Here is a 26550-nt window from a genome sequence, read left to right on the forward strand (position 1 = left end):
AATGAAATACACCATTTGGGTTGGAACTGCGATCGCGGCGCTACTAGGGGTTGGAGTGATGAAAAGCTTTGCCCAACCCGCCCTTCAGGTTCGGGTACAACGCTGGCTTGATGTGCGGCAGGCGACGGGTAGCGTGATGATGTTGGAAAACGGCAACCTCCAGCCCGCCAAGGTTGGAGCGCGTCTGGCAGGCATTGGTGATGGGATTGAGACAGGCAGCAACTCTACGGCGATGCTAGGTGTCGATACCAATGTGGGGTTTGTCAATGTTTCTGAGAACACATCCCTCCGCATCCAGAGGCTAGAGATTGCCCCTGATAATGGACGAGTTACGCATTTAAGTGTGACCAAAGGGCAGGCTCGGCTGAGAGTGCGTCCGTTTACCCATCGCGGTTCAGAGCTAAAAATTCAAACTCCCGCTGGCTTTAGTGGGGTCAGGGGAACCGAATTTGGGTTAGCAATCCAACCCAATGGCAAAACGGGTTTAGCCGTGTTAGATGGGCGGGTGAATAGCAATGCCCAAGGCAAAGAAATTCCCGTAGCCAAAGGTTTCCAAAACTTTACGATTCCGGGGGAATCCCCCTCGACACCCGTTCCATTGAAAGACGATACTGGCTTAAAGTATGAATTTGAAAGAGTCGTTGAACGAGGAGTTCGGAAGGTGCGCTTGGTGGGGCAAACGGATCCCGTCAATAGCGTGATTGTCGATGGCACTCCCCGTGATACTGATCGCTCGGGTCGGTTTACGGCAGATCTGCTCCCTGTTGGCACTACTCCGGCTCTCAGCTTTCAAGTAACTGTGATTACGCCACTTGGCAAGCAACAGGTGTATGACCTGGTCTTTCGGTAAGCATTATTGGCGGCTGCTGCCAGGTGGGCTGGTGACTCTGGTGTTTGCTGGGTTGCTGAGACTCGGAGCCATACAGCCGCTGGAGGATGCTGCCTATAACCTGTTATTTACTATCCGGGGCGAAACCGCCTGGGACGATCGCCTGGTGATGGTGACGATCGACGAGCATAGTATTCAGCAATTAGGACGCTTCCCCTGGTCACGCCAACGTTATGTTGAACTCCTGAATACTCTCTATCAAGGTAATCCTAGCATCATTGTGTTTGATTTGCTCTTTTCAGAGCATAGTCGTGAAGATCCGGCTCTGGCGCAGGCAATGCTTCAATCGGGTCGGGTGGTTCTGGCTCAGGCTCAAGATCGCACTGGACCCTTATTGTTGCCTGTCCCCGAACTTCAGGATGCCGCGATCGCGACCGGACATATTTTGCACCAGGCCAGTCGGGATGGTGTGACTCGCCAAGTGCCGCTGACCATTCGCGACAAGCCTGTATTGGGACTGGCGGCAATTCAAGCCTATAAGTTGGTTCAGGCTCCGGTGAAAATATCTCAGCTTGATCAACCGTTCTGGATTAACTGGCCCGGTCGGGTGGCTCGGATTCCGCAGTATTCCTTTATTGATGTGTTACGGGGACAAGTTCCTGCCGATGCCTTCAACCACAAAATTGTTCTCATTGGCATGACGGCGGCGGATGTGGATTCTCTGATTACTCCGTTTGACCATACGCCACCCGCGAGTGGAGTCTATCTACATGCGGCGATCATTCATAATGTGCTGCAACAGAATGCTCTCCAGGTCACGAAACCCGTTTGGACATGGCTGATGTTATTTCTTGGAAGTCCCGCTTTAAGTTGGGTACTGAGTCAACGGCGTGAAGGGACACAAATTCTGGTGTGGGCAGGGTTGTGTCTGGGTTGGGTAGGGGGCAGTATAGTCCTGTTTCACCTGAATTACTGGGTGCCGATCGCACTACCCCTGACGGTAATTACAGCAACGACTATAGCGGTACTGCTCAATGATCGCCTGCGGATGAATACCGTGTTGCAACAACAGGTGCAGTCCCTTTGGCGCAAGTACCAGCCGGATTTAGTTCAGCCTGCCTCTGCACTAGCGATATCTCCAGTTGGGGCAATTCAGGGGCTAGGGAATGCCGCCTCTAGTGTGACTCAGCTTGCCACTCTGGCAGAACAGTTTGGCAAATCGCAATCAACCCAGGCTGCGATCGCTCGTAGTTTATCGATTGGGCTAATTGCGGCTGATCTGGATGGCACGATTTGGTTCTGTAATCCTCATGCCTGCCAGTGGTTATCTGTGCAACCGGGAGATCCGCTAACCTCTAGCTTGGTGCCAAACTGGATGACGACTGCACAGTGGCAAGCGGATCTTCAGCAACTGATGCAACACCAACCTGTGTTACCCAGAGAATTTCAGCGTGACGATCGCTGGTTTGAACTGAAGTTAGAGCCATTAACCTATCAGGTTACAGTTGTCCCCGAACGGTCTGAACCCGATCGCTTAGATGGATTACTGTTGCTGCTAGAAGACATCACGTTGCGTAAACAAGTTGAGGTGAATCTGGCAAATCAAGTGCAGGAACACCAGCGATTGATTCAACTGAAGGATGATTTTCTCAGTACCGTATCCCATGAATTGCGAGCACCGATGGCGAACATTAAGATGGCGATCGCTATGCTGAAAATCGCTAAATCGGATTTGGAGCGAGAGCGCTACCTGAAAATTCTCCAAAGTGAATGTGCCCGTGAGATGGAGTTAATTAATGATCTACTTGATCTACAACGCTTAGAGGCAGGGGCACGTATTTACAGTCCAGAAACGATCGATTTGCAAGATTGGCTACCAGTGTTAGTCGAACCGTTTTATGAGCGAGCAGAGGCACAGCAACAAACCTTGCAGGTTCAACTACCTAAACACTTGCCTAGTGTGGTTTCCGACCAACCCAGCTTAGAGCGAATCATGGTGGAATTGGTGAATAATGCCTGTAAATATACACCGCCCACTGGGGAGATTAAAGTCATGGCAGATTGGTCGCCAACCTATGTGGAATTAGTCGTGCAAAACTCTGGTGCAGAAATTCCCCCAGCCGATTTGCCTCGCATCTTTGAAAAGTTTTATCGAGTCCCGCGTACCGATCGCTGGAAACGAGGTGGTACAGGGTTAGGATTGGCTTTAGTCAAGAAATTAGTTGAATATTTAGGTGGCAAGATCGAGGTCAGAAGTAGTGCCGGACAAACAACATTTATTGTGCAACTGCCTCTCCGCTACCAAGTCCCTGACCTGTCAGAATCTTCATAGCTAGTGAAATACGGAGACATCAAAGCCAGGAGATGTCACTGTAAAGGTTTTGCCCTGATAGCTGTAGGTGACGATCGCCTGAATGGTTTGATGATGACTAAACCCCTGTTCGTTTGTTAGCCGCAATCCAGATTCTTGAATTTGCAAACCACCCAGTTCTACCTGCCCAACCGCTTTTTCCATCAAGACCGGCTGACCAGATAAGGAGGTGATTTTGACACTGGCGATCGTCAACGCTACAGGCTGCTGACTCAAATTCTCCATCCGTAACCGCACCACCGCATTCCCAACAGGATAGTGACCTCTTGATCCGGGTGGTGGAGTTCTGCCTTCATAGGCTTCTAGGACGCTGACCGTTAAGGTTAAAGGTAAATTTTTTGGGGGTTGACTTTGATTGGTTAATTGTGGTGACATAGCTTGGGAATGTAAAAGAGTGAACCTGTGAGAAAAGCAATGTGCTGGAAGTAGTGAAATTAATACTGTCAGAGGCACAATGGGCAGCATAGAAGCAGACATAAACAGATCACAAATGACAGTAATGGATCGCTGTAGTTTGTGGAGGATGCTGTTGCCCTCCGACAAACCACAGCTAACGATAGCTAACGATGGATAGTTACGCGATCGCTATCCCACTAAACTGACTACGGAAACTCTCGAACGATAGATCAATGAAGCCATCATAGGCATCCCCATTCGCAGCACGACCATCAACTCCCCAAGGATTTCGCACCACGACTCGCTGCTGCCCACTGCTATTCACATATACATTAGTGACAGAATAAGCATGGCTACGAACAATATCTTGAGTATTGACAGTTAGGCTACTGGCGGCAACTGCCTGGTTGTTGTTGAACGCTGTCTGGAGTTGGCTGAAGGAGAGTTGTGTGGTACTGGTATAGTTAGCAGTACGACCCGTCACGATCGGCAATAGATTGATAATATAGTCACCATTGCCAATCTCATTGTAACCAGGTCGTCCACTACGCCACTCTTGCCATTGAGCATAGGCACGCTCTGCTAATGCTGCCCATAATACGTTGCCATTGGTTCGAGCTCCTAATAATTGAGTCCCATTGTAATAGGCTAGACGTTGATCCACCGTTTGGTACTGGGCACCCCCGCTAGAGAAGAAGCGAATGGTATATGTGCCATCACCGTTGTTGGTGATCATATTGTTGATCACGTTACTAATGGCGTTGCCAGCATCGTTGGATTGTCGTCCAAAGGTTGCCCCTAAGGCTGCCAGGAAGGTGCAATCACCTAATTGCCCTTGATCAATGTCGCCGATTTGAGCGCGTCCAGAGCTACCATATAAACTGCCTTGGACTGAGACAAAGTTCAGGTTAAATATCGTTGTACTTCCATTGTCCTCCCGTCTAGCAAACTGAGCGGTCGGGGTATAGGTGCCCCGGAACCAGCGACCAACAAGGGTTGAATCAAATTGGCTGGCACTCATGTTCGTTGATGCACCATTGGCAACCTGATCGGATAACCAGCGTACCGGATCAAGCATGGTAAAGCGGCTGCTATTGCTAACGATCGTGCGTAAATCTAAGACTTCGTTGCTGTCAATGATTGAGCCATCTTGGATGTTGCTGAAAATCGCTAACATATCATTACGGCTCAAGTTGCCATCAGCCGCCAGACTGCGAGTTAAACTGACTAGCTGAGCATCGCGCAGATTCTGGCTATACCAATCAGTAATGGGACTGACTACGGCGGTAGCAGAAAGCCCCAGGTTGTAGTTAGTGTTGCCACTGAATTGATAGACGCGAATGTAATACGTGCCAGCATCTAATGTCCGGGCGATCGAGTCGGCGCTTGTTCCCCCATTGACTGAACTGGCAATCAGCGTACCGACACTGTTCAACAACTGAACATCGGCATCTGCGGATAACCCATTCAACAGCAGATTGAAGTTACTCCGACCACTGAGGCTGAAGCGATAATAGTCATTGGTATCGCCTGTCCCCACCCAGTCGCTATAGGTTGATGTGGTTGAACCAACGCTAATAGAACGGGCACTACTCAGGGCATTGCCAGCATAATCAGGGGGGAGAACGGGAGCGGCAGAAACCCCCAAGTTATAGTTTGTGCTACCACTGTAAGGGTAGACGCGAATGTAATACGTGCCAGCATCCAATGTCCGGGCGATCGAGTCTACAGTTGTTCCTCCATTAACTGAACTGGCAATAACTGCGCCTGTGCCATTTAATAGAGCAACATCAGCATCTGCGGATAGCCCACTCAAGGTGAGGTTAAAACTGCTGCGACCACTTAGACTGAAGCGATAGTAGTCATTAGTGTCTAATGACCCAACATAATCGGTAAAGGTTTGAATACTGCTACTCAGAGTGACATTTCTAGCTGTAACTAAAGAATTTCCGGCAAGATCAGTAGGCATAAAGGTTCCAGAGAGGTGAATAGTGACATGGCAAGCCGAAGGGAAGAGAAAGGTAGCCTACATCCCCTTGGGCTGCGCCTAATTGACGAAAGCATTGATTTAGTGAAAAGCTTGACTTGACAGTCTTTTGCTTATCATCCGTTCTGTATCGGTCACGAACAAAAGCCTCAGCAATGTTGACACAATTACTGCAAGCTGTTTTTACAGGAACCGTCTCATTGTTGAGCTCAATTAAGCTGCTACATACGACGTTGGTTTACCCAAAGCCTAGAGCGGAATACGCCCCTCAGCGATGTCTTGATAATGAGTATGGCTAACTTGATCTGAGATGGCTATCAGTGGGTACTGAGAAGCTTGAACTAAAGATATAAGGAAGCTTTAAGGAGATAGCAGTAGGTTCACGATCGCGCTGTGTAGCTAACTCACAACGTTCCAAGTGTGATTATGGAGTGCTTGAAAGTCAGAAATTGTTGATTGACTACCGGGTAATGTATATATTTCTTCAGCAAGAATGCCTGATCCAGGTATGAGCGCAGCAATTTTAGGGCTTGCCATAGCCATCCCCCATATCCGTAATTATCTCGGTTAGGAGAGAATTAAGTATAGAGATCTGCGATTTTTAGCTGGTTACTTGCTTAATATGTTCTATTTAGGTCACAAATAATTAATTATTTCTTCATCAAAGAATGAGCGTCCTAACTTATGCTAACAAGATGCGATCGACGAACTTGGCGATCAGTTGATTGGCAATGGGGGTGTCTTGCAAGCTGTTGAGGATGCCATCTAAAACATCGCGATTGTCTAAATAGCGATCGTGATAGCGGGTGATCCGGGCGGAAAGATCTTTTGCATCAAGTTCGGGATGAAACTGAAAACTGTAAAATGGTCGGTCTGCCATTTTGAAGGCATGGTAGGGACAGCGATCGGAATAGGCGAGTAAAATCGCTCCTTCCGGTAAAGAAACGGCACGTTCTTTGTGACCGGAGACTGCCCAAAACCCATTGGGGACATCATGAAATAACTGATCTGTAGCGGCAGCCTCGGTTAACCAGAGTGGATAGGTGCCCATCTCCATATTGTCTTTGTCTAAAATCACTTTGCCACCTAAGGCTTCTACGGCCGCTTGAAACCCAAAACAGGACGCGAAAACTGGGATACTTTTCTGTAAACAATAAGCCAGGAGTTGTTTAGCCGATTCCACAAATAAATAGATCTCTGGCTGAATCACTGAGGCATCACTGGAGCCGCCGACAAATAGCGCATCATACCCATGAATCCAGTCAGGAGCGAAGTTGGGAGTTTTGAACACATTTAGAACCGTAAATTGTTCTGGTTCTAGATCGCTATAACGAACAAATTCATCAAACTCTTCTAACCGGGTGACTTCATCATCCCGAATTTGCATCAGTAGAATTCGGAGTTGGGAACGGTGGCTTGCCATAAGGGAGCGATCGCCTGACGTGAGTTGTAGCACCATCTATGATGATAGCGATCAGACTGCTTGCTAACTCAGTTTGATTGTCAGCAAACCGTAGCCAAAAATTATACATCCAGAGAATATATTGACGGGCTCTTCTGGCATTCTGGGTCAGAGGGAGCATTGAGGTGATGCGTCATCGGGGGCATCCTGCTGCTACAGTAGCCAATAGCCCTATCGCGAAGGAGTGAAGCCCCACTGTATGGGAGTCCGTTCTACCTCAAGTGAGGCAATGATTGCTACCTGTGAGCAAGTGCTTGGAACTGCCAATGTTTGCCCTGCTGACCAACTGACGGCAACCTGGAAAGCCGCGATCGCCCGTGCCTTGACCCCTGATCAAGCGATCGCTGGTCTGGTATTGCCAACCACGCAGGCAGAACTGGCGGCGATCGTCACCACAGCACATCAACACCAGTGGCGGATTTTGCCCTGTGGAGCGGGGAGTAAATTGGACTGGGGTGGCTTAGTGGGAGCATCACAGCCTGGTGAATCACCCATGATTGCGATTAGCACCGATCGCATGAATCGCGTGATTGATCATGCGGTGGGCGATCTGACCGTGACCGTAGAGGCAGGGATGAAGTTTGCTGACTTGCAAGCCCTGTTGGCACAGGCGGGTCAGTTTTTGGCGATCGATCCGGCGTTTCCTGACCAGGCGACGATCGGCGGCATTGTCGCCACGGCAGACACCGGCTCCCTGCGGCACCGTTATGCCAGTGTGAGAGATATGTTGCTGGGTATCTCCTGGGTACGGGCAGATGGTCAACTGGCAAAGGCGGGCGGACGGGTGGTGAAGAATGTGGCTGGCTATGACCTGATGAAATTATTCACAGGTTCCTATGGCACGTTGGGGGTGATTAGCCAGGTAACCTTTCGGGTTTATCCCTTACCTGAAGCCTCACAAACGGTGGTGTTGAGTGGAACGGCGGATGCGATCGCCCAAGCTACCCAAACCTTGCTCAGTTCTGCATTGACCCCGATTAGTTGTGATCTGATCGCGGGAAGGGTGGTTCAGGAGTTACAGATTGCAGGGGAAATCGGTCTATTGGTCAGGTTCCAGGGGTTGCGATCGAGTGTGCTGCAACAGGTGGAACGGGTGATTGAGGTTGGTCAGACATTGAACTTGCACCATGCTACCGCCGTAGAAACAAGCGAACAGGATCTATGGCGACAATTGCGAGAACAAATGACGATCGCCAGCCGCGAGCAGGCAATTACTTGCAAAATAGGAGTACGTGCCTCTGACGCGGTGATGTGCTTGAAGCAACTACCTGGGTTAGGAATGTCTACCTGGTCAGTTCAGATTCATGCCGCCAGTGGTCTGGGACGTTTAGTGATTGCTGATCCGGCTTTGCCAACGAATACATTGTTAAAGATTCGTACCCTCTGCCAAATCAAAAGTGGCTTTCTCTCGATCCTGCAAGCTCCGACTGCCGTTAAACAGCAGGTGGAGGTGTGGGGATATGCCGGAAACGCCCTGGAGATGATGCAGCGAATTAAGCAGCAATTTGACCCGCATACGTTGCTCAGTCCCCACCGATTTGTGGGGGGAATTTAAGTCATGACGACTCAGTTTGACCAGCCCGAAATCACTGCTACTGTCGGTTCTTTCACTGCGATCGATCCGAATCAAGCGTTGAACGAAACGGTATCTTTTGACGCTCACCATCCTCCCGATCCCAAACTAATTGACACCTGTGTTCATTGTGGTTTTTGTTTATCGACCTGTCCCAGCTATCGGGTGATTGGTAAGGAAACCGATTCACCCAGAGGGCGGATTTATTTGATGGATGGGGTGAATGAAGGTGAGATTCCGCTATCTGCGGCAACGGTGCAGCACTTTGATTCCTGTTTAGGCTGTCTCGCCTGTGTCACGACCTGTCCGTCGGGAGTGCAGTATGACAAGTTGATCGAAGCGACCCGGCAGCAAGTCGAACGCAATCATGCCCGATCGCTGCCTGAGAAACTGTTGCGACGGTTGATTTTTTCTACCTTTCCGTATCCCGATCGCCTGCGCTTATTACTGCGTCCCTTAGGGCTATATCAACGATCAGGGTTACAAAAGTTGGTGCGATCGTTAGGGATTTTGCCCCAACTCTCGCCGCAACTCGCGGCCATGGAATCGATGCTGCCACCGATTCCGCCCCAAGCCTTTCAAGACACTTTACCTGAAGTGATTCCAGCCGTTGGGACAAGGCGGTATCGCGTGGGATTACTCCTGGGCTGTGTGCAGCGTCTATTTAATCCGGAGGTCAACGAGGCTACGGTACGAGTTTTAACGGCAAATGGCTGTGAGGTCGTGATTCCCAAGTCGCAGGGGTGTTGTGGAGCCTTAACGCATCATCAGGGGCAGGAGCCGCAATCGCAGGTATTAGCGCGACAGACGATCGCTAGCTTTGCTGATCAAAACATCGATTTTGTATTGATCAATGCCTCGGGTTGCGGGCATACCCTGAAAGAATATGGCTCGATTTTGCACGACGACCCTAACTATCGTGAGTCGGCTCAAGCGTTTGCGGCTCAGGTGCGAGATGTGCAGGAATTTTTAGCAGATGTCGGTCTAACTAGCAAACTGTCTCCTCTCCAGGAACAACCTTTGAGCATTGTGTATCAGGATGCTTGCCACATGTTGCATGGGCAGAAAATTAGTGTGCAACCGCGTCAATTACTGAAACAAATTCCGGGTGTGCAACTGCGGGAACCTGTAGATGCCGCGTTATGTTGTGGCAGTGCCGGAGTCTACAACATTCTGCAACCGGATGTGGCAGCAGAACTGGGACGGCAAAAAGTGCAAAACCTGACGAATACAGGGGCTAGTGTGATTGCCTCTGCCAATATTGGCTGTTTTGTGCAAATTACGAAACACTTGCAACTCCAAGGAAAATCTGTACCCGTCCTCCATCCCATGCAATTGTTAGATTACTCTATGCGGGGAATTCGCCTCGATCGCTAGGCAGCCCTCGTGACCCGGAAACAGTTTAGATCTCAGGCTGGCTGTGGGATCGGCGTTACAGTCAGGTTTAAATTTTATATCTAAAGATTTATTTAAGCTTTCTGCGTAATTCTCTAATGACAATTATTATGCAGAAGACTATTGTTCTGATTTCCTCATTTTTGGATCTTATACCGACTTAAACGGTGACTGCTGCCTATCAAATTTCTGTCAGGGCGAACCGCCGTTTGTCCCTACCCAAGCTATCGCAATGAACGTTTAATTTGGTATCAGAAACGGAGTGCATTTTTACTGAGTTATTAAGGTGTAAGAATTTTCTGGCAGTCAGAGTATGACCAAAAATTATGATAGGAACTTCAAGGAGTTAATAGTTGATACAACAGCTAACCTTTCTGATCAATATCTCAGTCAACTGTTGATCGAAATCTTTGGGCGGTATAATTATCACCTGGAAATTGCCAAGAAGAATCACAAGTTTTTTAGAAACTCAAACTATTTCTTTTCTTTCTTAATTCCTACCTATTCTGCTTTTTTAACCTACGTGGTTAGCAATGATTTTATTAATTCAAAAGCAATTTTAGGGTTGCTGGGATTGTTTCTCACACTGCTAACGATTGTTTCATCGATTTTGAAACCCTATGAACGATGTATTTCTGCGGCAGATGCCTTGATTGTGTTAAGTGATTGGAAAACCGATCTGATTATTAATTTAGGTGCTATTGAGTCTGAACTAGATCAAGTTCAACGAAGTAAATCATTTTATGAGTTATTGCAGCGAAAAGACCAGGAAATTTCCAAAGTAGGAGAGGCAATGATGGAAAATTTGATCCTTAAAGGGATTAGTGTGCAGGGCAGTGCCGATCGAGAGAAGAGTTGATCAAGGTAAAGTCCATGATTGACTAGTCAGGATAGTCGATTATCCCGATCGACTCCTGGCAGGCTAGATTTCTTTATCAACACTCTGTTTAGCTCCTTGAGAAAGGGTATTCATGCTGAAAGAATCAAAGCGATCGCTGCGGATTGGGTACAAGTATGCTAAGAACCTACTCCGGGGTTATCCTTTGTTTTATGCTCGGCAACAGACTTCCCATCATTCCCATCTTTACCCTTATTTATGGGGTGAATCTATTACTGCAATCCCAGAACGGGGCAGTCCAGAAATTCGGAACAATCGCATTGCTAACCTCCAACTCGCTACGAGCAAAATTCATCAATTGCAGCTTGACTCTGGACAAATCTTCAGCTTCTGTCATCGTGTGGGTGATCCAACGGTTCGGAATGGGTTTAAGGAAGGTCCTGTATTTGTGCGGGGGCAGGTACAAACTGGGGTAGGAGGAGGGTTGTGCTTAATTGCTACTAACTTGTTTCATTTATTTTTGACCTCCGGCTGTCAAATTTTGGAGCGGCATTGTCATAGTATTGATGCCTATGGCGTGAATCGTTTTTACCAACTGGGGCAGGATGCTGCGATCGCCTATGGCTATAAAGATTTAATCGTTCGGAATCATAGCGCCGTACCACTACAATTACGCTTGGAAGTATTGCCTGAACAAGGGCACGTTATTTCAAGTTTATGGGGGCAATCTCCTTATCCCTGGCAGGTTAAAGTGAGCTCGACTGTTTTACAGGAATTACCTTCCCCGTTGGCAAAAGGGGTGCCCGGCTGGATCGTGGCAACCCAGCGATACAGACGCGATCGCTCTACTAATTTAGCCGGAAAAACCGAATTAAAACCGATACCTGAAAAGTTAGCGTGGCAGCTTGATTACCATACCATTAGTGTTTATAAACCTTGTGACGATAACAATGCGGAAATTATCGTTGAAGAATAAGTTCAGATGTTACACCTTTCGTCGCGATCGCTATGCTAAAGCTGAGAAAGTTATACCCGATACTGCTTGGTGTGTTGTGTCTGTACCTATTCAGTTACGCCGTTGCTAGAGTGACTATTTTTCAAGCTGTAGAATACTATGCCGGGGCAGAAGGTAAGAGCAAGCCTCGACAAGATTACATTGCTAAGAAGGATCGTCCGGCGGGTGAAGGATGGGAATATCAGTTGTTTTTACCAGCGATTAAGGCTGAAGAAGGAATTATCAATTTCTTCCACAATCTTTGAGTGATGCCTATGACTAAAGCCTATAGGAGCAGCCTAATCTGACTCTAGCTCATAGGAGCATTTGATATTTTTGCCTCACCAAAAAAGTACCCTTATGGGTGATGACCCTGTGCTAATTCGTTGTCTAGATTAGGGCTGTTCCGCAGCAAGAGCGGTTTGCTCCCCTAGTTCTGAAAAAGGGTTAGGCAAGAGCAGAAAACGATACATCAGATCACAGGGTACTACCAAAATCATCAACTTTAATACTTAGAGCAATCGATTGGTTAAGCGCTTTGCAATGACTGAGGGAATACTGCATCACTCAGAAATCTTGGCATGTTTAGATAACGATTTGAACCTGAAGACAATCATGATGCTAATGCTGAAAAATTGTTTGTTGTTTGCCATCTCCCTATGTTTCTTTTTTACCCTATGGGCTAAAACGGCTTATGCCTTAATTACCCTTGACGATCGCTTTGTCCCTCAAGAGGCTTGTGTTGCATTAAACTCCATTCGGCAGGGAACAAACCCCGGTAATATTCGCTTAGATCCGCAAAAGATCTACCCAGTAATTGGCAAAAATCGGGAGAATGCTTCCCATTACTTAGTCACCATTGAGGGGGCTAATCCGCCGAATCGCTGGGTATCAGTACAATGTGGACGGCTTTTAGGTGCGGCTCAGAGTGATCAACCTCAACTACCAGACAATCAGGATTATTTACTTGCCTTAAGTTGGCAACCCTCGTTTTGCGAAACCAAACCCAATAAGCCCGAATGCCGCAGCCAAACACCAGAGAGATTCGATGCGACCAATCTAGTTTTACATGGGTTATGGCCGCAGCCCCGTAAAAATGTTTATTGCAACGTCAGTCGTGAAATAGAGCGTTTAGATAAAGCCGATCGCTGGTCAGAATTACCACCAATTACCCTATCGGATGAAACCCTCACGGCACTCGCTGTAAAGATGCCCGGATTGGCTTCAAACCTCCATCTGCATGAATGGTATAAACATGGAACTTGCTATAGCGACTCACCGGAAGAGTATTACCAAGAGTCGATCGCGCTGTTAGATCAAATCAACAACTCTTCTGTGCGGGATCTGTTCGCTAGCAATATTGGTAACTTCCTATCCTCAACGGCAATTCGAGATCAGTTTGATACTGCCTTTAAGTCAGGTGCAGGTAGCAAGGTGCAAGTGCAGTGTAAAAAAGATATTGATGAAGACCAGCAGAATATGGTGGTCGAGCTTCAGATTAACCTCAAAGGTAATATTCAGCCTGATACCGCGATCGCAACGCTGCTAGCAGCCGGTCAAACAGTGCCATCGGGTTGTGCGCTGGGAGAAATCGATCCAGCAGGGTTTAATTGATTACAGGGGTAGGCTTGTTGCCACCTACCTTGCTTTGCAACCGCCTAACCGTTCGCACTGTCATCATCTCAAGTTGGAGCTGTCCGGTATGCGTATCGCTGCATTCAACGTTGAAAATTTGTTTTGCCGTGTCCGAGCGATGAATCTTGAAGATTGGGAAGCAGGCAAGCCAATTTTGACTGAATATAGTCGTCTGAACAACTTGTTGCTAGAGCCTGAGTACACGGCGGCGATCAAGTCTGAGATGCTGTCATCCCTTGATCGCCTGGGTTTGCTCAAGAGTGATACGTCTCAATATGCCGTGTTGCGACAGAATCGGGGGGAATTTCTCAAACGTCCCCGCACTGGTGATCCAGAGATTGTGGCGACAGGTCGCGGCGATTGGATTGGGTGGGTAGATCTGAAGACTCAATCGGTGAATGAGATCGCCATGAAGATGACTGCTCGGGTGATTCAAGATGTGAATGCCGATATTCTGGCAGTCGTGGAAGCTGAGGATCGGATTGCCTTAAATCACTTTAATCAGCAACTCCTGAAGCCGATCGCGGCGGATTACCAGGAAACCATGCTAATTGATGGTAATGACGAACGGGGGATTGATGTTGGCATCCTGACCAAATCTGGCTATTCAATTGAGTTAATGGTCAGCCATATCAATGACATGCAGGGAGCATTTCCCATCTTTAGCCGCGACTGTCCGGAGTATACGATTCGGGTTGGTCAGACCAGGTTACTTGTGATGGTCAACCACTTTAAAAGTAAGGGATTTGGTTCGCAAACGTCGTCGAATGCTAAGCGCCGATCGCAGGCGCAACGAGTCCGGGAGATCTACGAGCAACGCCGCCGTGAGGGGATTGAGTTGATCGCGATCGCGGGCGATTTAAACGATATCCCCACCAGCAAACCGCTAGAGCCACTGTTAGCGAATGGCTCAGATCTGCGAGATATTAGTATGCACCCATTGTTCGTCAGCGATGGACGACCCGGAACCTATGGCAATGGGACGGCATCGCAGAAAATTGACTATTTACTTCTGTCTCCCGCCCTGTTCGATCGCGTGACTGGGGGTGGTGTGTTTCGCAAGGGGGTATGGGGTGGCAAGAACGGTACTCTGTTCCCCCATTACGCAGAAATGACGAAACCCATTCATGCCGCATCCGACCATGCCGCAATTTGGGCAGACATTGAGCTACCGTAACCTCGACTGTACTGCATGTGCATGATGGGTGATAATCATCGGTACAGTCATCAGGTTTATTGAAGCTTTTGACCAATTTCTCTCCGTTCTTTGGGGACAAGCTTGCTATTGCTGAAGCATAGGTTTTTTCTCTTTACTTGTACTGATCTACGAATAATTGATTGGGCGCGATCGTGACACACAAAGCTCCAATGGCATCTACAATTTGCTGACTATAAGTTAGGGAGTGCCAAACCAACCGCCAGTATCTCCCCCTGCCCAACAGGAATAGTTACGACAAACACTGGATAGTTTTTCCATACATAACTGTTTGAATTTGAATTCAGCACTGATATCGGCATCCTCAAATCCTTTAGGTTGGCAAATTCGTCCGGCATAACTCCCGGGCACTCGGACTTGTCCCATCACATAAATACCTCCACCAACCGGATAAACACTGTTGCTTGCCCGACGAGAATAACAGGCGACATAGCATCCAGGAGTGCCAGTGAAGGAGTTGATAGTCGGCAGATTTCTTTCAGTTGCCCCCCGATAGGGCGCATTCGTAACCAATGCCCCATTTGTATAGACTTTATAGGGATTCGGTAACAAAATCCGGTCTTGGGGCGGGATCGGCGGAACGGGTTTTGGCGGCGTTTTCCGGGGGGGTGTTTGAGCCGTGATCCAGGTAGACCCGATCGCGATCGTCAGCATGGCGATGGGGGTAATTTGCTGGTTCCAGATGAAATTGCTCATAGGTCACCTCTTGGCATCCGAATCATTCACTACTCTACAGGAGTAGCGCCAACCAATCAGGGAGTATCATAGGGATAGATCAAGCCATGAGCGTTCTCTAGCGTTATGCCAGCCAGTGATTCACCCGAAAGTTTGCAACAACAGGTTTTAAGCGAACTGCAACAGATTAACCAGCGGCTCGATCGTCTGGAGACAGATTTCGGTAAGTTAGAAACTAATCTAGGCAAGTTAGAAACTAACCTGGAAAAAATTGATTATAAATTTGATACCTATCAAAAAGCGTCTGATCAGGTTGTCCGGTTGGCCACTACTATCATTATTGCCGGAGCTTCCGTCGTGATTCTTTCCCCGGTATTACAAGCCGTTGCTCCGATCATTAATGCCTTTGTGTCTGGTGCTGCCAGTTCTAATAGTTAACCTCCCTGATTATCGGGGGCGGGGCATAGGGTTCAGCGTTCCGCCGATCGATGAAATCGCTAGAATAGGGAAGGTAACGCATGTAGGAGCAAGGAAGCCAGATGTCGGGACACCTGTTACTGGTTGATGATGAGCCAGCTTTACGCGAAGCGGTACAAGCCTATCTGCAAGACAGTGGGTTTGAAGTGGATGTTGCCAGTAATGCCCGCGAAGGTCTGGAACTCGCCCAGCAAAAGTCGCCGGATCTGGTGATCACCGATATTATGATGCCCCAGATAGACGGCTACCAATTCTTGCAACAACTGCGGGACGATCCCCAATTCAAAACCCTACCGATCGTGTTTCTGACGGCGCGGGGCATGACCACCGATCGGATTCAGGGCTATAACGCGGGATGTGATGCGTATCTCTCCAAACCCTTCGATCCAGAGGAATTGGTGGCGATCGTATCTAACCTGTTAGAAAAACAAAAATCACTTCAAGCCGCTGCCTCGGATGGGGAGCCCCACAAAATTGAAGAGGTGGTACGGCAAATCGAAGAAATTAAACGCATGTTGCAGCAACGGGGGGCACTGCCTCAAACCCCGAGTCCGCTTAAGTTTGACTTCACCCCCCGGGAACAAAGTGTCTTGGAACTGGTGGTGGATGGCTTGATGAATAAAGAAATTGCCCGACGACTGGATACCAGTGTCCGGAATGTCGAAAAGTATGTCAGCCGTTTATTTAGCAAAACCGGGACGAATAGCCGCACAGAACTTGTTCGGTTTGCCCTGGAACATGGGTTGACGAAATAGCCCTACCAGGTGACGTGATCCTTGAGTTTGGTCAGCAGCTTCGGACCGACTCCAGATACCCGATCGAGATCCGCGAGCGATCGAAATGGTTGACGCTGACGGGCTGCGATAATTCGTTTGGCTAAACTAGGCCCAACTCCAGGTAAGGCTTCCAGTTCTGCCTGAGTCGCCGTATTCAGGTTAACTCGTGGATTAGAGTGGGGCGATCGTTGGGCTGGAACGGTTGTCCGGTTAGCTGCCTGCTGGGGGCGGGTGGTTGCACGACGAACTTGAGGCGTGGGCGAGGGTGGGCGATCACTCGGTGAACCTGAAATCGCTGTTGCGGCTGTCGCCTGTAATTTGGCACACTGCCGTTGTTGCTCGGCTGCCTTGTGGCGAATTGCCGGTGGAACTCCCAGAATGGCGTTGGTATACAATCGCTCAAACTCTCGCTGGTAATGGGCGGCAACAACGGGATTATGGATTACTAACACTGTCTCATCATTGCCCGTGTTCGCGGCGGCTGTCCAATTATGGGAACCCGTAATCACAATCTGCCGATCGACAATGCCAAACTTGTGATGCAGCAGATCACCAGGGGCATCCGAGGTACGCCGACACTAGCGATCGCGGGTTGCCAGGGAGTGTTGCCAGGTTCTAGCTGACAATTTTCTGGCAGGACAATCCCCAACATATCCAATCCTTCACTGTACGATCGATAGGCAAATTGCGGATCGATTAATGCTCGGATCTCTACTCCCTGTTGATGTCGAGGTCGGATCTGATTGACTAATGGCTGATCGGAAAATACAAATAGCGCCATCTCGATCGATTGCTGGGCGGTAGCTAAGGTTTTGCCAATTAAGCCATTACTGGTTTGTTCCCAGGGAATCGAGCGGCTACTGGGGGAAAACTGTACGTCTACTCGGGTTTGCCCGACCTGGAGCGATCTCGCTGGACGAAACGGCTTCTTGACCCCAAACCGACTATCTGGCTTGCCTCCTACACCATCCCCCCACATCAGATTAAACTCTTGAGTAAAGAGTTTTGCCAGTTCTGGGCTGTTAATCTTGAGTAAATTATTAGCATTACCCTGGCTACTGGGAGTTTTGAAGTCGCCATGCACATCACTGGTCGTCCAATTGGCGGAGGTGACGATCAAGGTGCGATCGTCCACAACTAGAAACTTATGGTGCATTAAGTTACTACCAGCAGAGCCATCCGCCCTATCATCGATCCGGGGGACTTTGGCTCGATCGAGGATGACCAGCGCATCCCCCTGAGCTACTTCCGCCGGACTGAGTTGACCATCCTGATCCCGATCGACTAATTCCCGAAACTCCTGGTAACGACTGCGTTCGCGATCGGGTAAACGATTGACCTCTGCCGGTGTGAATTGACTGAAAGGACGGGCGTAGGTGTTTTCTAGGATCACCCGCACGTTGACCCCCGCTTGTTGCCGTTCCACCAGTGCCGCCGCGACTTTGGGCAACCGCAATTCCTGTACTGCCACATCTACAGTTCGTTCCGCCTGAGCGATCGTGTCAATCAAAATCTGCTCTAAATCATGCCCATCACGGGTTTGCTGCCGATAGGGTTCCGTGTAACTGGCAGAGGGTTCATGATTGGTATAAACCTGAATCAACTCATCCTGCGGTAACGGCTCGGGACGGAGCGGTTGAGATTGTCCGGTTTGGCAGGCGGCTAGTCCCCCCGTTAGGAGAGCCACGATCGCCCAGCGCCAGGATTTACCAGAAGAAAATTGCACCACAGTAGTTTGCCATCCTGAAGGGTATGCTCGTCAGCAATCCGCCATGATTTTTCCCGATGGCAAAATTACTCCTACATGCCAGAGTACCCACGGATAGCGCGATCGTCTCAGCCTAAGCCGTTTAACCGCCCATTGCCCAGTTCCAGGTGGTTTGGGCAAATTGTTCCAGCAGGGCATCAACCGATTGTTGGGTAGCTTTCAGGTTGTCAGTCATGGTTTGTTGCATCGATTCCTTCCATTCAGGAGAAATTTCCTGCCAGATTGCCCGTAAGACGACCGCACTCACCAGCACCATGCCGATCGCGGGGAACAGCAGCATCACCGTTGTCACCAGTCCACTCAGTAAGGGGCGGAGTCCCACTTGAGAGACGGCTTGTTCCAGCGTCATTTCGTTCTGCATCACCTTCAGCAGCGTCGGGATCAGTTGCGTACACACCATAAAGCCCAATGTGGCAAACGCGCTACTCCCAGTTAAGGCTTTAATCACACTAATCGCCATGCCCCGAATCCAGCCCCCTTTCAGGGCATCCGTGGCGATCGTCAGAATCTGCCATGCTTCCGTTTGGGCAAGTTCCTGTTCTCCCCGGCAATAGGCTCCTGCCGCTTTAATCGATTGCAGCAAGACCCGCAGTTCCGTGTTGAGGATGGCTCCCTCAATTCCCCACCCAATCATGTCCTCAAACGGCATATCCATTGGGTTAAACCCAGACCACTCTGTACCCGACTGGGGCATAAAATCGCTGGAAAAGACTTGACCAAACATGGAATTGAAAGCTTCAGGAATCATCGTCGTGCTGCCGCGATCGCAAGTTTCCTTCCACATTAGCTTGTCCGCTACAACCATGACAGGAGGAAAACCGTCTTACTCCTCATCACCCCATCTCCCTATCACCCCCATCTCCCCTACCTTTCCACTCCATTCATAAGTAAAACTTTATCCCCCCTGCTAAGACAGCCAATCAATTAACATTGCCGATACTTCATAATCTGTTACAAAATAGGAAGGAAACGTTCTAGGTGAAAGACGGCATGTTTGGAGGATTTACAGTTAGCCCTCCTGGCGTAGACTTTGGGGAGCGCATGCTCAACACAGTTGCCAGCCAATCGATTCGCCATTTGTTCACCCAGAGCGAATCGGTGGATGTAGCCATTCGGTGTCACCCTTCTAGCAAGCTGCTGCAAGGGAGCATTGATAGCTTTAAGATGAGCGGACGCAATCTGGTGATCCGCCGCGACTTTTATGTGGAGGAAATGTCCTTTGAGACGGATGCCGTGGCGATCGACTTTGCCTCTGTTCTCAGTGGTAGCCTGCGGTTGCGCCAACCGACTCAAGCGATCGCGCAAGTTACCCTGTCGGAACAGGGGATTAACCATGCGTTCACGGCTGAGTTAGTCAAGCAACACCTCCGCAATCTGGATACACCGGAGTTAATGGCGTTATCGGGTGGAGAGCCGGTGTCGTTTACCGATATCAACTTGCAATTGCTGCCGAATAACCAAATCAAAATCTTTGCGAAGACAGAATTAGCTAATGGCAGTGTGCCGATTAGCCTCCTGGCAACGTTGGGGGTAGAGCGACGGCGGCGGATTCTGTTTCAAAACCCTCAATTTCAACCGGATGTTGTGCCAGAGTCCCTGCGGGGCACATCGGAGGTGTTAACGATGGCGTTTGCTCAAATTTTGAACAATATGGTTGATCTCGATCGGTTTGATTTAGATGGTGTCACTATGCGGATCAATCGCCTGGAAACTCAAGGTCAGCAATTAATTTTCAGTGGCTACGCGCAAATCGAACACTTCCCCAAAACGGGGCAGTAGAGCCATTACCATTCTCAAAAGATGCTGAAACAGGGGAGCACAATCAACCGGTGTTCCCCTTCGTTCTAGCAACATTGGTAGGTTATCTAAGCAGGCCTAGCGCCTACGAGCGCCAGTTGTGCCACCCAAGAGATAACGATGCCTAGAATCGAGCCAACAATGACTTGAAATGGCGTGTGACCTAACAACTCTTTCAGCCGATCTTCGTTAAAGTGGTGGTCGCCCTGGAAGAATTCATCAATGATCTGATTCAGCACTCGGGCTTGCTTGCCCGCCGCTTGTCGGACTCCGGCGGCGTCATACATGACGATGACGGCGAACACGACCGCGATCGCGAATTCAGAACTGTCCCAGCCCGCATTCTGACCCACACCCGTGGCTAAAGCCGTCACCAACGCGGAGTGGGCACTGGGCATACCGCCGGTTTCAACCAATGCCCGGATATTGACCTTACGGTTTTTAACGATCTCAACGATGAGTTTAATGGCTTGGGCGGTGAGGCACGCCACCAGTGCAACCAGCAGCACATGGTTGTTAATAATATTGCCAAAGTCCTGCATGTCGGTTTGAGAGGGGTAGAGGTTAGGGAGAAAGGTTTAGTGTTTTCTAGCGGTAATAAATTCAGCCAGGGCTTGCAGCGGCATGGCACGATCGCCAAAGCTAGCCAATTCTGCTTTTGCCTCGTCAACCAGCGTTTGAGCCTGCCGACGAGACTCCTCCAATCCCCAGATACTGGGATAGGTGGCTTTTTGGGCTTGCAAATCTTTGCCTGCCGTTTTACCCAGTTCTTCCTGAGTTGCTGTGATATCTAGAATGTCGTCAATGATTTGGAAGGCGAGTCCAATATTCTGGGCATAGCGAGAGAGCTGCTGAAGTTCGGCATCCGATCCTCCTGCCAACAAGCCACCTGAAACCACAGATGCTTCCAGGAGTGCTGCCGTTTTATGGTTATGGATAAAGTTCAGCGTTTCGAGGGACACATCGGGTTTACCCTCACATTCTAAGTCCACCACTTGTCCACCCACCAAGCCAGCCGCACCGACTGCCCGCCCTAACATCGCAACAACGCGCAACACCCGATCGGCAGGAACGTTTTGCGTGGCAACCGCGACATGCTCAAAGGAATACGCGAGTAACCCATCTCCCGCCAGAATTGCCACATCCTCACCGTAGACCTTGTGGTTAGTGAGTTTGCCGCGCCGATAATCATCGTTATCCATGGCTGGCAGATCATCGTGAATCAGCGACATGGTGTGAATCATCTCTAAGGCACAGGCAGTGGGCATTGCCATCGCGATCGTGCCCCCAATCAACTCACAGCTTGCCAGACACAAAATCGGTCGTAGGCGCTTGCCTCCAGCCATGAGGGAATAGCGCATGGCTTCATAAATTTTCTCTGGGTAGACAATCGGCAGGGAGCGATCGAGTGCCGCTTCAACCTGAACTTGCCGTTCTTTCAAGTAAGCCGATAGGTCAAAATGAGCTTCTGTCTGGAATGATGTGCCAGTGTCCGTCAATACCATTCCCGTATCTCTCCCAGTAATCATCGCTTATCTCTCAACCACACTAAAAAAATCTCCCAAATGCCTGATATTGGCAATTCCCCCGGATGTACGGTGAGAAAATGGGGCTTCAGTCGTCGGCAGCAAAAATTGTCCCTGCAAGAAGTCTACTAGACTTCCTGCCCTGGTAGTGCTGTCACCTGATGATTTTGTTTGTAGAGGCACAGCGATTAACCAGGGGAGATGCTTGAAGGCATCGGCTTTGGTAGCTGCTTGCGAGAAATAGTCAAAAAGATGCGATCGCGGCATCTAGCCGAACTGCTGACAACTCCAAACGGTGTTTTGCATTAGCATGGCAACGGTCATGGGCCCAACACCACCCGGTACAGGAGTCAAAAATCCAGCCACAGGTTGAACGGAAGCAAAATCCACATCTCCGACTAAACGGGATTTGCCACTGTCATCGGTAATCCGATTAATGCCGACATCCATCACAATGGCTCCTGGCTTAACCATATCTCCTGTAATCAAACCAGGGCGACCGATCGCCGTCACCAGAATATCGGCACTCCGAGCGATCGCTGCCAGATCCGGTGTTTTAGAGTGGGCGATCGTCACAGTGGCATCGGCTTCCAGCAACATCAATGCCATGGGTTTACCGACTAAAATACTCCGTCCAATCACCACAGCGTGCTTCCCTTTCGGATCCAGGTCGTATGCCTGCAATAGACGCATGACTCCAGCAGGGGTACAACTGCGTAGACCCAATTCGCCCCGGACTAACCGCCCCAGGCTGACGGGATGTAAGCCATCGGCATCTTTATTGGGGTGAATGCGATTCAGTAATGCCACCGAATCTAAGTGATCGGGTAAGGGTAGTTGAATTAAAATGCCATCCACCCGATCGTCCTGATTGAGGGCATCAATGATTTGCTCTAATTCGGTTTGGGTGGCGGTAGCGGGTAAATGTTGCCCAAAGGAGGCGATGCCAATATGGCTACAGGCTTTTTCCTTGTTGCGGACATAGGCCGCACTGGCAGGATTGTCGCCGACCATCAATACGGCTAATCCCGGTGGACGACCCTTTTGGGCTTGCAAGGTCTGAACCTGTTGGGTCAACTCTGCCTGAATCTGTTGAGCCAGGGCTTTTCCATCAATTAGTTGTGCGGTTGAGGCAGACATGGGTAATTCGCCAATCAAATATCTCTAGCGATCGCAGGTGCAATGGCATTACGATCGTCCAACCCAAATTCTGCCATTGATAGCCGCAGATGTCCTCTGAAATTGCCGGATCTTGGCTCATGATTGCCTGACAACCTGGCATTTCTGATTAGGCAGATCGGCTGACTTTGTGTTAACACAACGATAGTTTTCTATCACAGCGCTCAGTTAGCTGGTTTTGCGATGAACTTCCAGACCATTGCTCACGCGATCGTTCCCTTCAGAAGCCTCATTAGTTTGCGGCTGGCTTTCGTCGGTTTACTCATTGGCTGCATGGGCTGTCAACCTATCGCTAGCTCTTCCGACTCGGCTCTGCTACCCAAATTTACAGCGAATACCGTCAGTATTCGGGAGTTATCTCGCCCAACTCAAGCGAGTCCGACGGTCTACCTCAAAGGCACTGTGAAAAACCGCGCCCCTTTATTGGATGGCACCGTGTATGAACTAACGGATGATACTGGCAGCATTTGGGTCTTAGCAAAAACCGCCATTCCTGATGCAGGGGAGGAGGTGACCATTAAGGGTGTGCTGCGGTATCAAACCATCCAGTGGGAGCAACGGGAGCAGAATGAACTGTATATCGAGCAGCAGGAGCGGTTATAGAGGAGCAGATTAAAGATAGGAGAGATGGGGAGATCGAGAGGCGGAGGATTAGCTCAGGTATGTTGTCCAGACTGACAGTAAATCCGGTGAGCCATACCAGAGACGATCGGCACGAGGAGAATGGTTGGCACCTTCCAGAATCAGGTTTTCGGCACCGTTGAGGTGAGCAGCCGCGATCGGGGTAATGCCATCTCCCCAGCAATTGCCTGTACCACAGGTGAGTTTGTAGCTACTGTAGGCAAGCCAGTTTGCCGGACGACTGCCGTAAATGGTTTTACCTGCCACACAGACATACTGAATATCGGGGTAAAACGCCCCCGGATAGGTCTGGTTGACAAAATCGAGGTTCTTGCGAGTCCAGCGCTCCAGGCTAGTGTGGGGGGTGCCCAAAGTAATTAAGGTTGCCACATGGGAACGGGCATGCCACAAACACTCCTGCCCATCCCTGGGATGAATACAGTAAGGTTGCTCCCCTAAATAAATCCGGGCTAACCAGCCGCCAGCCGAGTGACCAATTAAATTAATTTTGTCGCTCCCCTGTTGCTGTAAGAACTGCCGGACGGAGGCATCGATTTGGTGCAGGATCGGGGTCATCGATCGCCCGCCTAACGTTGGGAGCCAATCCTGCCAGCGCAAGGGTACGGTGATCGCTGGAATGCCTTGAGCTTGTAGCGCCTGTTCTAGATCTTTGTAGTCGATCGCACCTGCCAGGTATCCCGGCAAAATTACAGTTGGTAACACCATAGCCCCAAATTAGTGACGAATTATAAAGTTATTCATCCACTCTAGAATCTAGAATGGCAAATTCGGGGGAAATGAATTAGTGACCAGCACAACGGCTTACGGCACACTTTATGGCATTAGTGTGGGACCTGGCGACCCGGAACTCCTGACGGTCAAAGGGTTACGGCTACTTCAGCAAGCCCCGATCGTGGCATTTCCGGCGGGGGTACGCGGCAAACCGGGATTTGCGGAACAGGCGATCGCCCAGTGGCTACAACCGAATCAAATCCAACTACCTCTGACGTTTCCCTATGTGCAGGATACGGAAGTTTTGCGGGCAGCATGGCAACTCGCGGCTGACCAAATTTGGTCTTATCTGGCGCAGGGGCAGGATGTCGCCTTTGCTTCCGAGGGGGATGTCAGTTTCTACAGTACGTTTACCTACCTGGCGCAAACATTGCAACAAAGTCATCCCCAAGTATCAATTCAAGCGATTCCTGGTGTATGTTCGCCCTTAGCCAGTGCGGCAGCGTTAGGCATTCCCCTCACCTTTCGGCAACAACGCTTAGTCGTACTCCCGGCTTTATACACGGTTACGGAATTGGAAACGGTATTGCCGTGGGCAGATGTAGTGGTATTAATGAAAGTGAGTTCCGTCTATGCCCAAGTCTGGAAGTTGTTACAGCAATACGACCTGTTACCGCATAGTTACGCGATCGCCTGGGCAACGCTACCGCAACAACGCATCTATACGCACCTGCAAACTCAACCAGATTTAGAACTCCCTTACTTTTCGTTACTGATTGTTCAGGTTACTGCCAAGGCGCAGGCATCAGGTGTGCTGACAAAACCAATGATTGATTCAGCTGAATCCGACTTTTAGCTGACTAATGGCTTCAAAGGGCTCCAAATCAGATTAGATGCTGTAGTTGTTTCTGGATCGGGTGCGATCGCCGGATTCAGATCCCAGTCACCAAACTGCACCTGCTATCTTAGGCAGTGGAATCGTTGCTCAATCGGCAACTTTTTTCTCTCCCCGACTGTCTCAACCATTCAGACCCGAATGATCTCCAGTCACCCAATCTTCTGAGCCTGAGTCTATCGTCCCTCTCACTCCATTGCTTATTTGATCTGGCTATGTCTGACTTCCTTCCACCCGATTCCTTAATTCCCCCATCCCGGCAGGACAGTTTAGGCACGATCCTGCATTCCATTCGGCAACCGACCACGATCGCGTTAGTGGCTTCCCTCGGGGTGCATGGCTTGTTCCTCGCAGGCTTACCATTTCTATCGTCGGTGCAATCGAAACAGCCGCAAGAACAAGAAACGGTGCAACTGATTGAACTGAGCCCAGCCGAACAAAGTCGGTTGCCATCTGCGGCGCTGAGTCAGGCGTTTCCCGCCCCAATGGTGACACCCCAAACACCGACCTCTCAGGCGGTACCCAACCCTGCAACTCAAACAGACACAGAGGATGCTCCGCTCTATGACTTTCCCCTGATACCGCCGCCTCCAGTCGTGAACTATCCGCCTGAGTTAGCGGCTCCATTGCCAGCCAGACGGGCACCCTTAACGTTTCAGGATATCCCCGCTTTAAAGAAATCCCAACCGGCTGAGCAGCCTGAACCTGAAAAAACAGCGGCAGCAGAAGCAGAAACCGTTCCTCCCCAGCCGGAGCAAACCGAACCACAGCCAGCCCCTTCGGCGGCGGATTTGCAGTCTGAGGATCTAACGCGATCGACGAGACGCAGACTTGATGCGGCAACGGTGGCTCGTATTCAACAGGAGGAAAAGCAGGAGCAAGCGGCGGCGCAACAGCAAGCCTATTTGCAGGAGATGTATGGCACGTTTAATGCGGGAGATGCCAGTCTGGAAGCCTATAAAAAGAATATGGAGAGCTTAACGGATAGTGCCAAAAACCTGTCAGGTAAGCTGGATTGGCAACTGCCGGACAAGGAAGAGAAGCAACAAATGGAAGCGGAAATTGCCAAGCTCTACCCATCCGAAGCCTGTTCCTTTAAGCCGAAGGCGGCTGAAGTGCAGGTGGCAGCGATCGTGCAACCAGACGGTAAACTCGCGGGTGACAAGCCCTATCTGGTGCTTTCTTCTGGCTACAAAGGGTTGGATAAAGTTGCCCTGGAGTATATTGCCAAAAAAGAGTTTAAGTCAGAGAAAGACGTGCAATTTTTACTGTTTAAGCTGCCCTTCCCAGCGGCAGAAGCCGTTTGTCCCCCTGTTGCCGCAGAGAGTAAACCCGCTTCTTAACAGATTTAGCACTGCCTCTGTTGAGTAAACCCACACTGTAACGGCTCCAAATATCGCTGGTAAGG

28 protein-coding genes are annotated in these 26550 nt (G+C 49.7%); 15 read left to right on the forward strand and 13 right to left on the reverse strand.

The annotated features are described in order from the left end of the window. Nucleotide 1: 1 nt before the first annotated feature. On the forward strand, nucleotides 2-850 hold the full coding sequence (locus ACN4EK_RS09325; RefSeq protein WP_431657565.1) for a FecR family protein: 849 nt from the start codon (nucleotides 2-4) through the stop codon (nucleotides 848-850). Beyond that, on the forward strand, nucleotides 831-3161 hold the full coding sequence (locus ACN4EK_RS09330; protein ID WP_431657566.1) for a CHASE2 domain-containing protein: 2331 nt from the start codon (nucleotides 831-833) through the stop codon (nucleotides 3159-3161). Before ACN4EK_RS09325 ends, ACN4EK_RS09330 begins: the two co-directional genes overlap by 20 nt. On the opposite strand, the gene ACN4EK_RS09335 is transcribed toward ACN4EK_RS09330, so the two are convergent. The 3 genes from ACN4EK_RS09335 to ACN4EK_RS09345 all read right to left on the reverse strand — a co-directional run bounded on the left by ACN4EK_RS09335 (nucleotide 3162) and on the right by ACN4EK_RS09345 (nucleotide 7042). Continuing rightward, a complete protein-coding gene (locus ACN4EK_RS09335; protein WP_431657567.1) occupies nucleotides 3162-3575 on the reverse strand; it encodes a hypothetical protein in 414 nt (137 codons plus the stop codon). A gap of 199 nt (nucleotides 3576-3774) precedes the next feature. Then, nucleotides 3775-5565, reverse strand: a complete 1791-nt coding sequence (locus ACN4EK_RS09340) for a C2 family cysteine protease (protein ID WP_431657568.1) — start codon at nucleotides 5563-5565, stop codon at nucleotides 3775-3777. 700 nt (nucleotides 5566-6265) lie between these two features. Continuing rightward, entirely contained in the window at nucleotides 6266-7042 is a 777-nt protein-coding gene (locus ACN4EK_RS09345; protein ID WP_431657569.1) for a type 1 glutamine amidotransferase, read from the reverse strand. Nucleotides 7043-7244: 202 nt separating this feature from the next. Between ACN4EK_RS09345 and ACN4EK_RS09350 the strand changes: the two genes are divergently transcribed. The 7 genes from ACN4EK_RS09350 to ACN4EK_RS09380 all read left to right on the forward strand — a co-directional run bounded on the left by ACN4EK_RS09350 (nucleotide 7245) and on the right by ACN4EK_RS09380 (nucleotide 14657). Beyond that, the gene (locus ACN4EK_RS09350) at nucleotides 7245-8600 is read left to right on the forward strand and encodes an FAD-binding oxidoreductase (RefSeq protein ID WP_431657570.1); all 1356 of its coding nucleotides are present in this window, start codon (nucleotides 7245-7247) and stop codon (nucleotides 8598-8600) included. Between the two features lie 3 nt (nucleotides 8601-8603). Next, nucleotides 8604-9995 (forward strand): (Fe-S)-binding protein, encoded by a 1392-nt coding sequence (locus ACN4EK_RS09355; protein WP_431657571.1) that lies wholly within the window; start codon nucleotides 8604-8606, stop codon nucleotides 9993-9995. Between the two features lie 331 nt (nucleotides 9996-10326). Next, nucleotides 10327-10872 (forward strand): hypothetical protein, encoded by a 546-nt coding sequence (locus ACN4EK_RS09360; RefSeq protein ID WP_431657572.1) that lies wholly within the window; start codon nucleotides 10327-10329, stop codon nucleotides 10870-10872. A 112-nt stretch (nucleotides 10873-10984) separates the two neighbouring features. Further along, on the forward strand, nucleotides 10985-11827 hold the full coding sequence (locus tag ACN4EK_RS09365) for a VanW family protein (protein WP_431657573.1): 843 nt from the start codon (nucleotides 10985-10987) through the stop codon (nucleotides 11825-11827). A gap of 110 nt (nucleotides 11828-11937) precedes the next feature. Further along, nucleotides 11938-12111, forward strand: coding sequence for a hypothetical protein (locus ACN4EK_RS09370; protein ID WP_431657574.1), 174 nt, complete (start codon nucleotides 11938-11940; stop codon nucleotides 12109-12111). Nucleotides 12112-12388: 277 nt separating this feature from the next. Then, nucleotides 12389-13459, forward strand: coding sequence for a ribonuclease T2 family protein (locus ACN4EK_RS09375; protein WP_431657575.1), 1071 nt, complete (start codon nucleotides 12389-12391; stop codon nucleotides 13457-13459). A gap of 88 nt (nucleotides 13460-13547) precedes the next feature. Continuing rightward, a complete protein-coding gene (locus tag ACN4EK_RS09380) occupies nucleotides 13548-14657 on the forward strand; it encodes an endonuclease/exonuclease/phosphatase family protein (RefSeq protein WP_431657576.1) in 1110 nt (369 codons plus the stop codon). A gap of 219 nt (nucleotides 14658-14876) precedes the next feature. Here the strand turns inward: ACN4EK_RS09380 and ACN4EK_RS09385 are convergent, their stop codons facing one another. Continuing rightward, nucleotides 14877-15392: a hypothetical protein gene (locus tag ACN4EK_RS09385; RefSeq protein WP_431657577.1), complete on the reverse strand. Its 516-nt coding sequence runs from the start codon at nucleotides 15390-15392 to the stop codon at nucleotides 14877-14879. Nucleotides 15393-15497: 105 nt separating this feature from the next. Here ACN4EK_RS09385 and ACN4EK_RS09390 point away from each other — a divergent pair, with 105 nt between their 5' ends. Together ACN4EK_RS09390 and ACN4EK_RS09395 are read left to right on the forward strand one after the other, a co-directional pair. Then, nucleotides 15498-15809: a hypothetical protein gene (locus ACN4EK_RS09390; RefSeq protein ID WP_431657578.1), complete on the forward strand. Its 312-nt coding sequence runs from the start codon at nucleotides 15498-15500 to the stop codon at nucleotides 15807-15809. A gap of 101 nt (nucleotides 15810-15910) precedes the next feature. Beyond that, the gene (locus tag ACN4EK_RS09395; RefSeq protein ID WP_431657579.1) at nucleotides 15911-16603 is read left to right on the forward strand and encodes a response regulator transcription factor; all 693 of its coding nucleotides are present in this window, start codon (nucleotides 15911-15913) and stop codon (nucleotides 16601-16603) included. Nucleotides 16604-16605: 2 nt separating this feature from the next. On the opposite strand, the gene ACN4EK_RS09400 is transcribed toward ACN4EK_RS09395, so the two are convergent. The 3 genes from ACN4EK_RS09400 to ACN4EK_RS09410 all read right to left on the reverse strand — a co-directional run bounded on the left by ACN4EK_RS09400 (nucleotide 16606) and on the right by ACN4EK_RS09410 (nucleotide 19176). After that, nucleotides 16606-17133: a ComEA family DNA-binding protein gene (locus ACN4EK_RS09400; RefSeq protein WP_431657580.1), complete on the reverse strand. Its 528-nt coding sequence runs from the start codon at nucleotides 17131-17133 to the stop codon at nucleotides 16606-16608. After that, nucleotides 17130-18353 (reverse strand): phospholipase D-like domain-containing protein, encoded by a 1224-nt coding sequence (locus tag ACN4EK_RS09405; protein ID WP_431657581.1) that lies wholly within the window; start codon nucleotides 18351-18353, stop codon nucleotides 17130-17132. The genes ACN4EK_RS09400 and ACN4EK_RS09405 overlap by 4 nt, the downstream gene beginning before the upstream one ends. Nucleotides 18354-18474: 121 nt before the next feature. Next, on the reverse strand, nucleotides 18475-19176 hold the full coding sequence (locus ACN4EK_RS09410) for a hypothetical protein (protein ID WP_431657582.1): 702 nt from the start codon (nucleotides 19174-19176) through the stop codon (nucleotides 18475-18477). A gap of 194 nt (nucleotides 19177-19370) precedes the next feature. Here ACN4EK_RS09410 and ACN4EK_RS09415 point away from each other — a divergent pair, with 194 nt between their 5' ends. Next, on the forward strand, nucleotides 19371-20171 hold the full coding sequence (locus ACN4EK_RS09415) for an LmeA family phospholipid-binding protein (RefSeq protein ID WP_431657583.1): 801 nt from the start codon (nucleotides 19371-19373) through the stop codon (nucleotides 20169-20171). A gap of 86 nt (nucleotides 20172-20257) precedes the next feature. On the opposite strand, the gene ACN4EK_RS09420 is transcribed toward ACN4EK_RS09415, so the two are convergent. The 5 genes from ACN4EK_RS09420 to ACN4EK_RS09440 are packed head-to-tail and all read right to left on the reverse strand — an operon-like array spanning nucleotide 20258 to nucleotide 22976. Further along, nucleotides 20258-20731: a divergent PAP2 family protein gene (locus ACN4EK_RS09420; RefSeq protein WP_431657584.1), complete on the reverse strand. Its 474-nt coding sequence runs from the start codon at nucleotides 20729-20731 to the stop codon at nucleotides 20258-20260. A 36-nt stretch (nucleotides 20732-20767) separates the two neighbouring features. Next, complete coding sequence (crtE, locus tag ACN4EK_RS09425) at nucleotides 20768-21694, reverse strand: geranylgeranyl diphosphate synthase CrtE (protein ID WP_431657585.1); 927 nt, start codon at nucleotides 21692-21694, stop codon at nucleotides 20768-20770. A 27-nt stretch (nucleotides 21695-21721) separates the two neighbouring features. After that, nucleotides 21722-21982: a hypothetical protein gene (locus tag ACN4EK_RS09430; protein ID WP_431657586.1), complete on the reverse strand. Its 261-nt coding sequence runs from the start codon at nucleotides 21980-21982 to the stop codon at nucleotides 21722-21724. After that, nucleotides 21983-22855, reverse strand: a complete 873-nt coding sequence (gene folD, locus ACN4EK_RS09435; protein WP_431657587.1) for a bifunctional methylenetetrahydrofolate dehydrogenase/methenyltetrahydrofolate cyclohydrolase FolD — start codon at nucleotides 22853-22855, stop codon at nucleotides 21983-21985. Continuing rightward, entirely contained in the window at nucleotides 22827-22976 is a 150-nt protein-coding gene (locus tag ACN4EK_RS09440; RefSeq protein ID WP_431657589.1) for a hypothetical protein, read from the reverse strand. Before ACN4EK_RS09440 ends, folD begins: the two co-directional genes overlap by 29 nt. Nucleotides 22977-23077: 101 nt before the next feature. Between ACN4EK_RS09440 and ACN4EK_RS09445 the strand changes: the two genes are divergently transcribed. Then, complete coding sequence (locus ACN4EK_RS09445; RefSeq protein WP_431657590.1) at nucleotides 23078-23497, forward strand: hypothetical protein; 420 nt, start codon at nucleotides 23078-23080, stop codon at nucleotides 23495-23497. Between the two features lie 48 nt (nucleotides 23498-23545). On the opposite strand, the gene ACN4EK_RS09450 is transcribed toward ACN4EK_RS09445, so the two are convergent. Continuing rightward, nucleotides 23546-24241, reverse strand: a complete 696-nt coding sequence (locus tag ACN4EK_RS09450; RefSeq protein WP_431657592.1) for a lipase family alpha/beta hydrolase — start codon at nucleotides 24239-24241, stop codon at nucleotides 23546-23548. Between the two features lie 79 nt (nucleotides 24242-24320). Between ACN4EK_RS09450 and ACN4EK_RS09455 the strand changes: the two genes are divergently transcribed. Beyond that, nucleotides 24321-25103 (forward strand): precorrin-2 C(20)-methyltransferase, encoded by a 783-nt coding sequence (locus ACN4EK_RS09455; protein ID WP_431657593.1) that lies wholly within the window; start codon nucleotides 24321-24323, stop codon nucleotides 25101-25103. 254 nt (nucleotides 25104-25357) lie between these two features. Further along, on the forward strand, nucleotides 25358-26485 hold the full coding sequence (locus ACN4EK_RS09460; protein WP_431657594.1) for a hypothetical protein: 1128 nt from the start codon (nucleotides 25358-25360) through the stop codon (nucleotides 26483-26485). Nucleotides 26486-26550: the final 65 nt, after the last annotated feature.

It is taken from the genome of Pantanalinema rosaneae CENA516, from assembly GCF_050753385.1.
Lineage (GTDB): Bacteria > Cyanobacteriota > Cyanobacteriia > Leptolyngbyales > Leptolyngbyaceae > Pantanalinema > Pantanalinema rosaneae.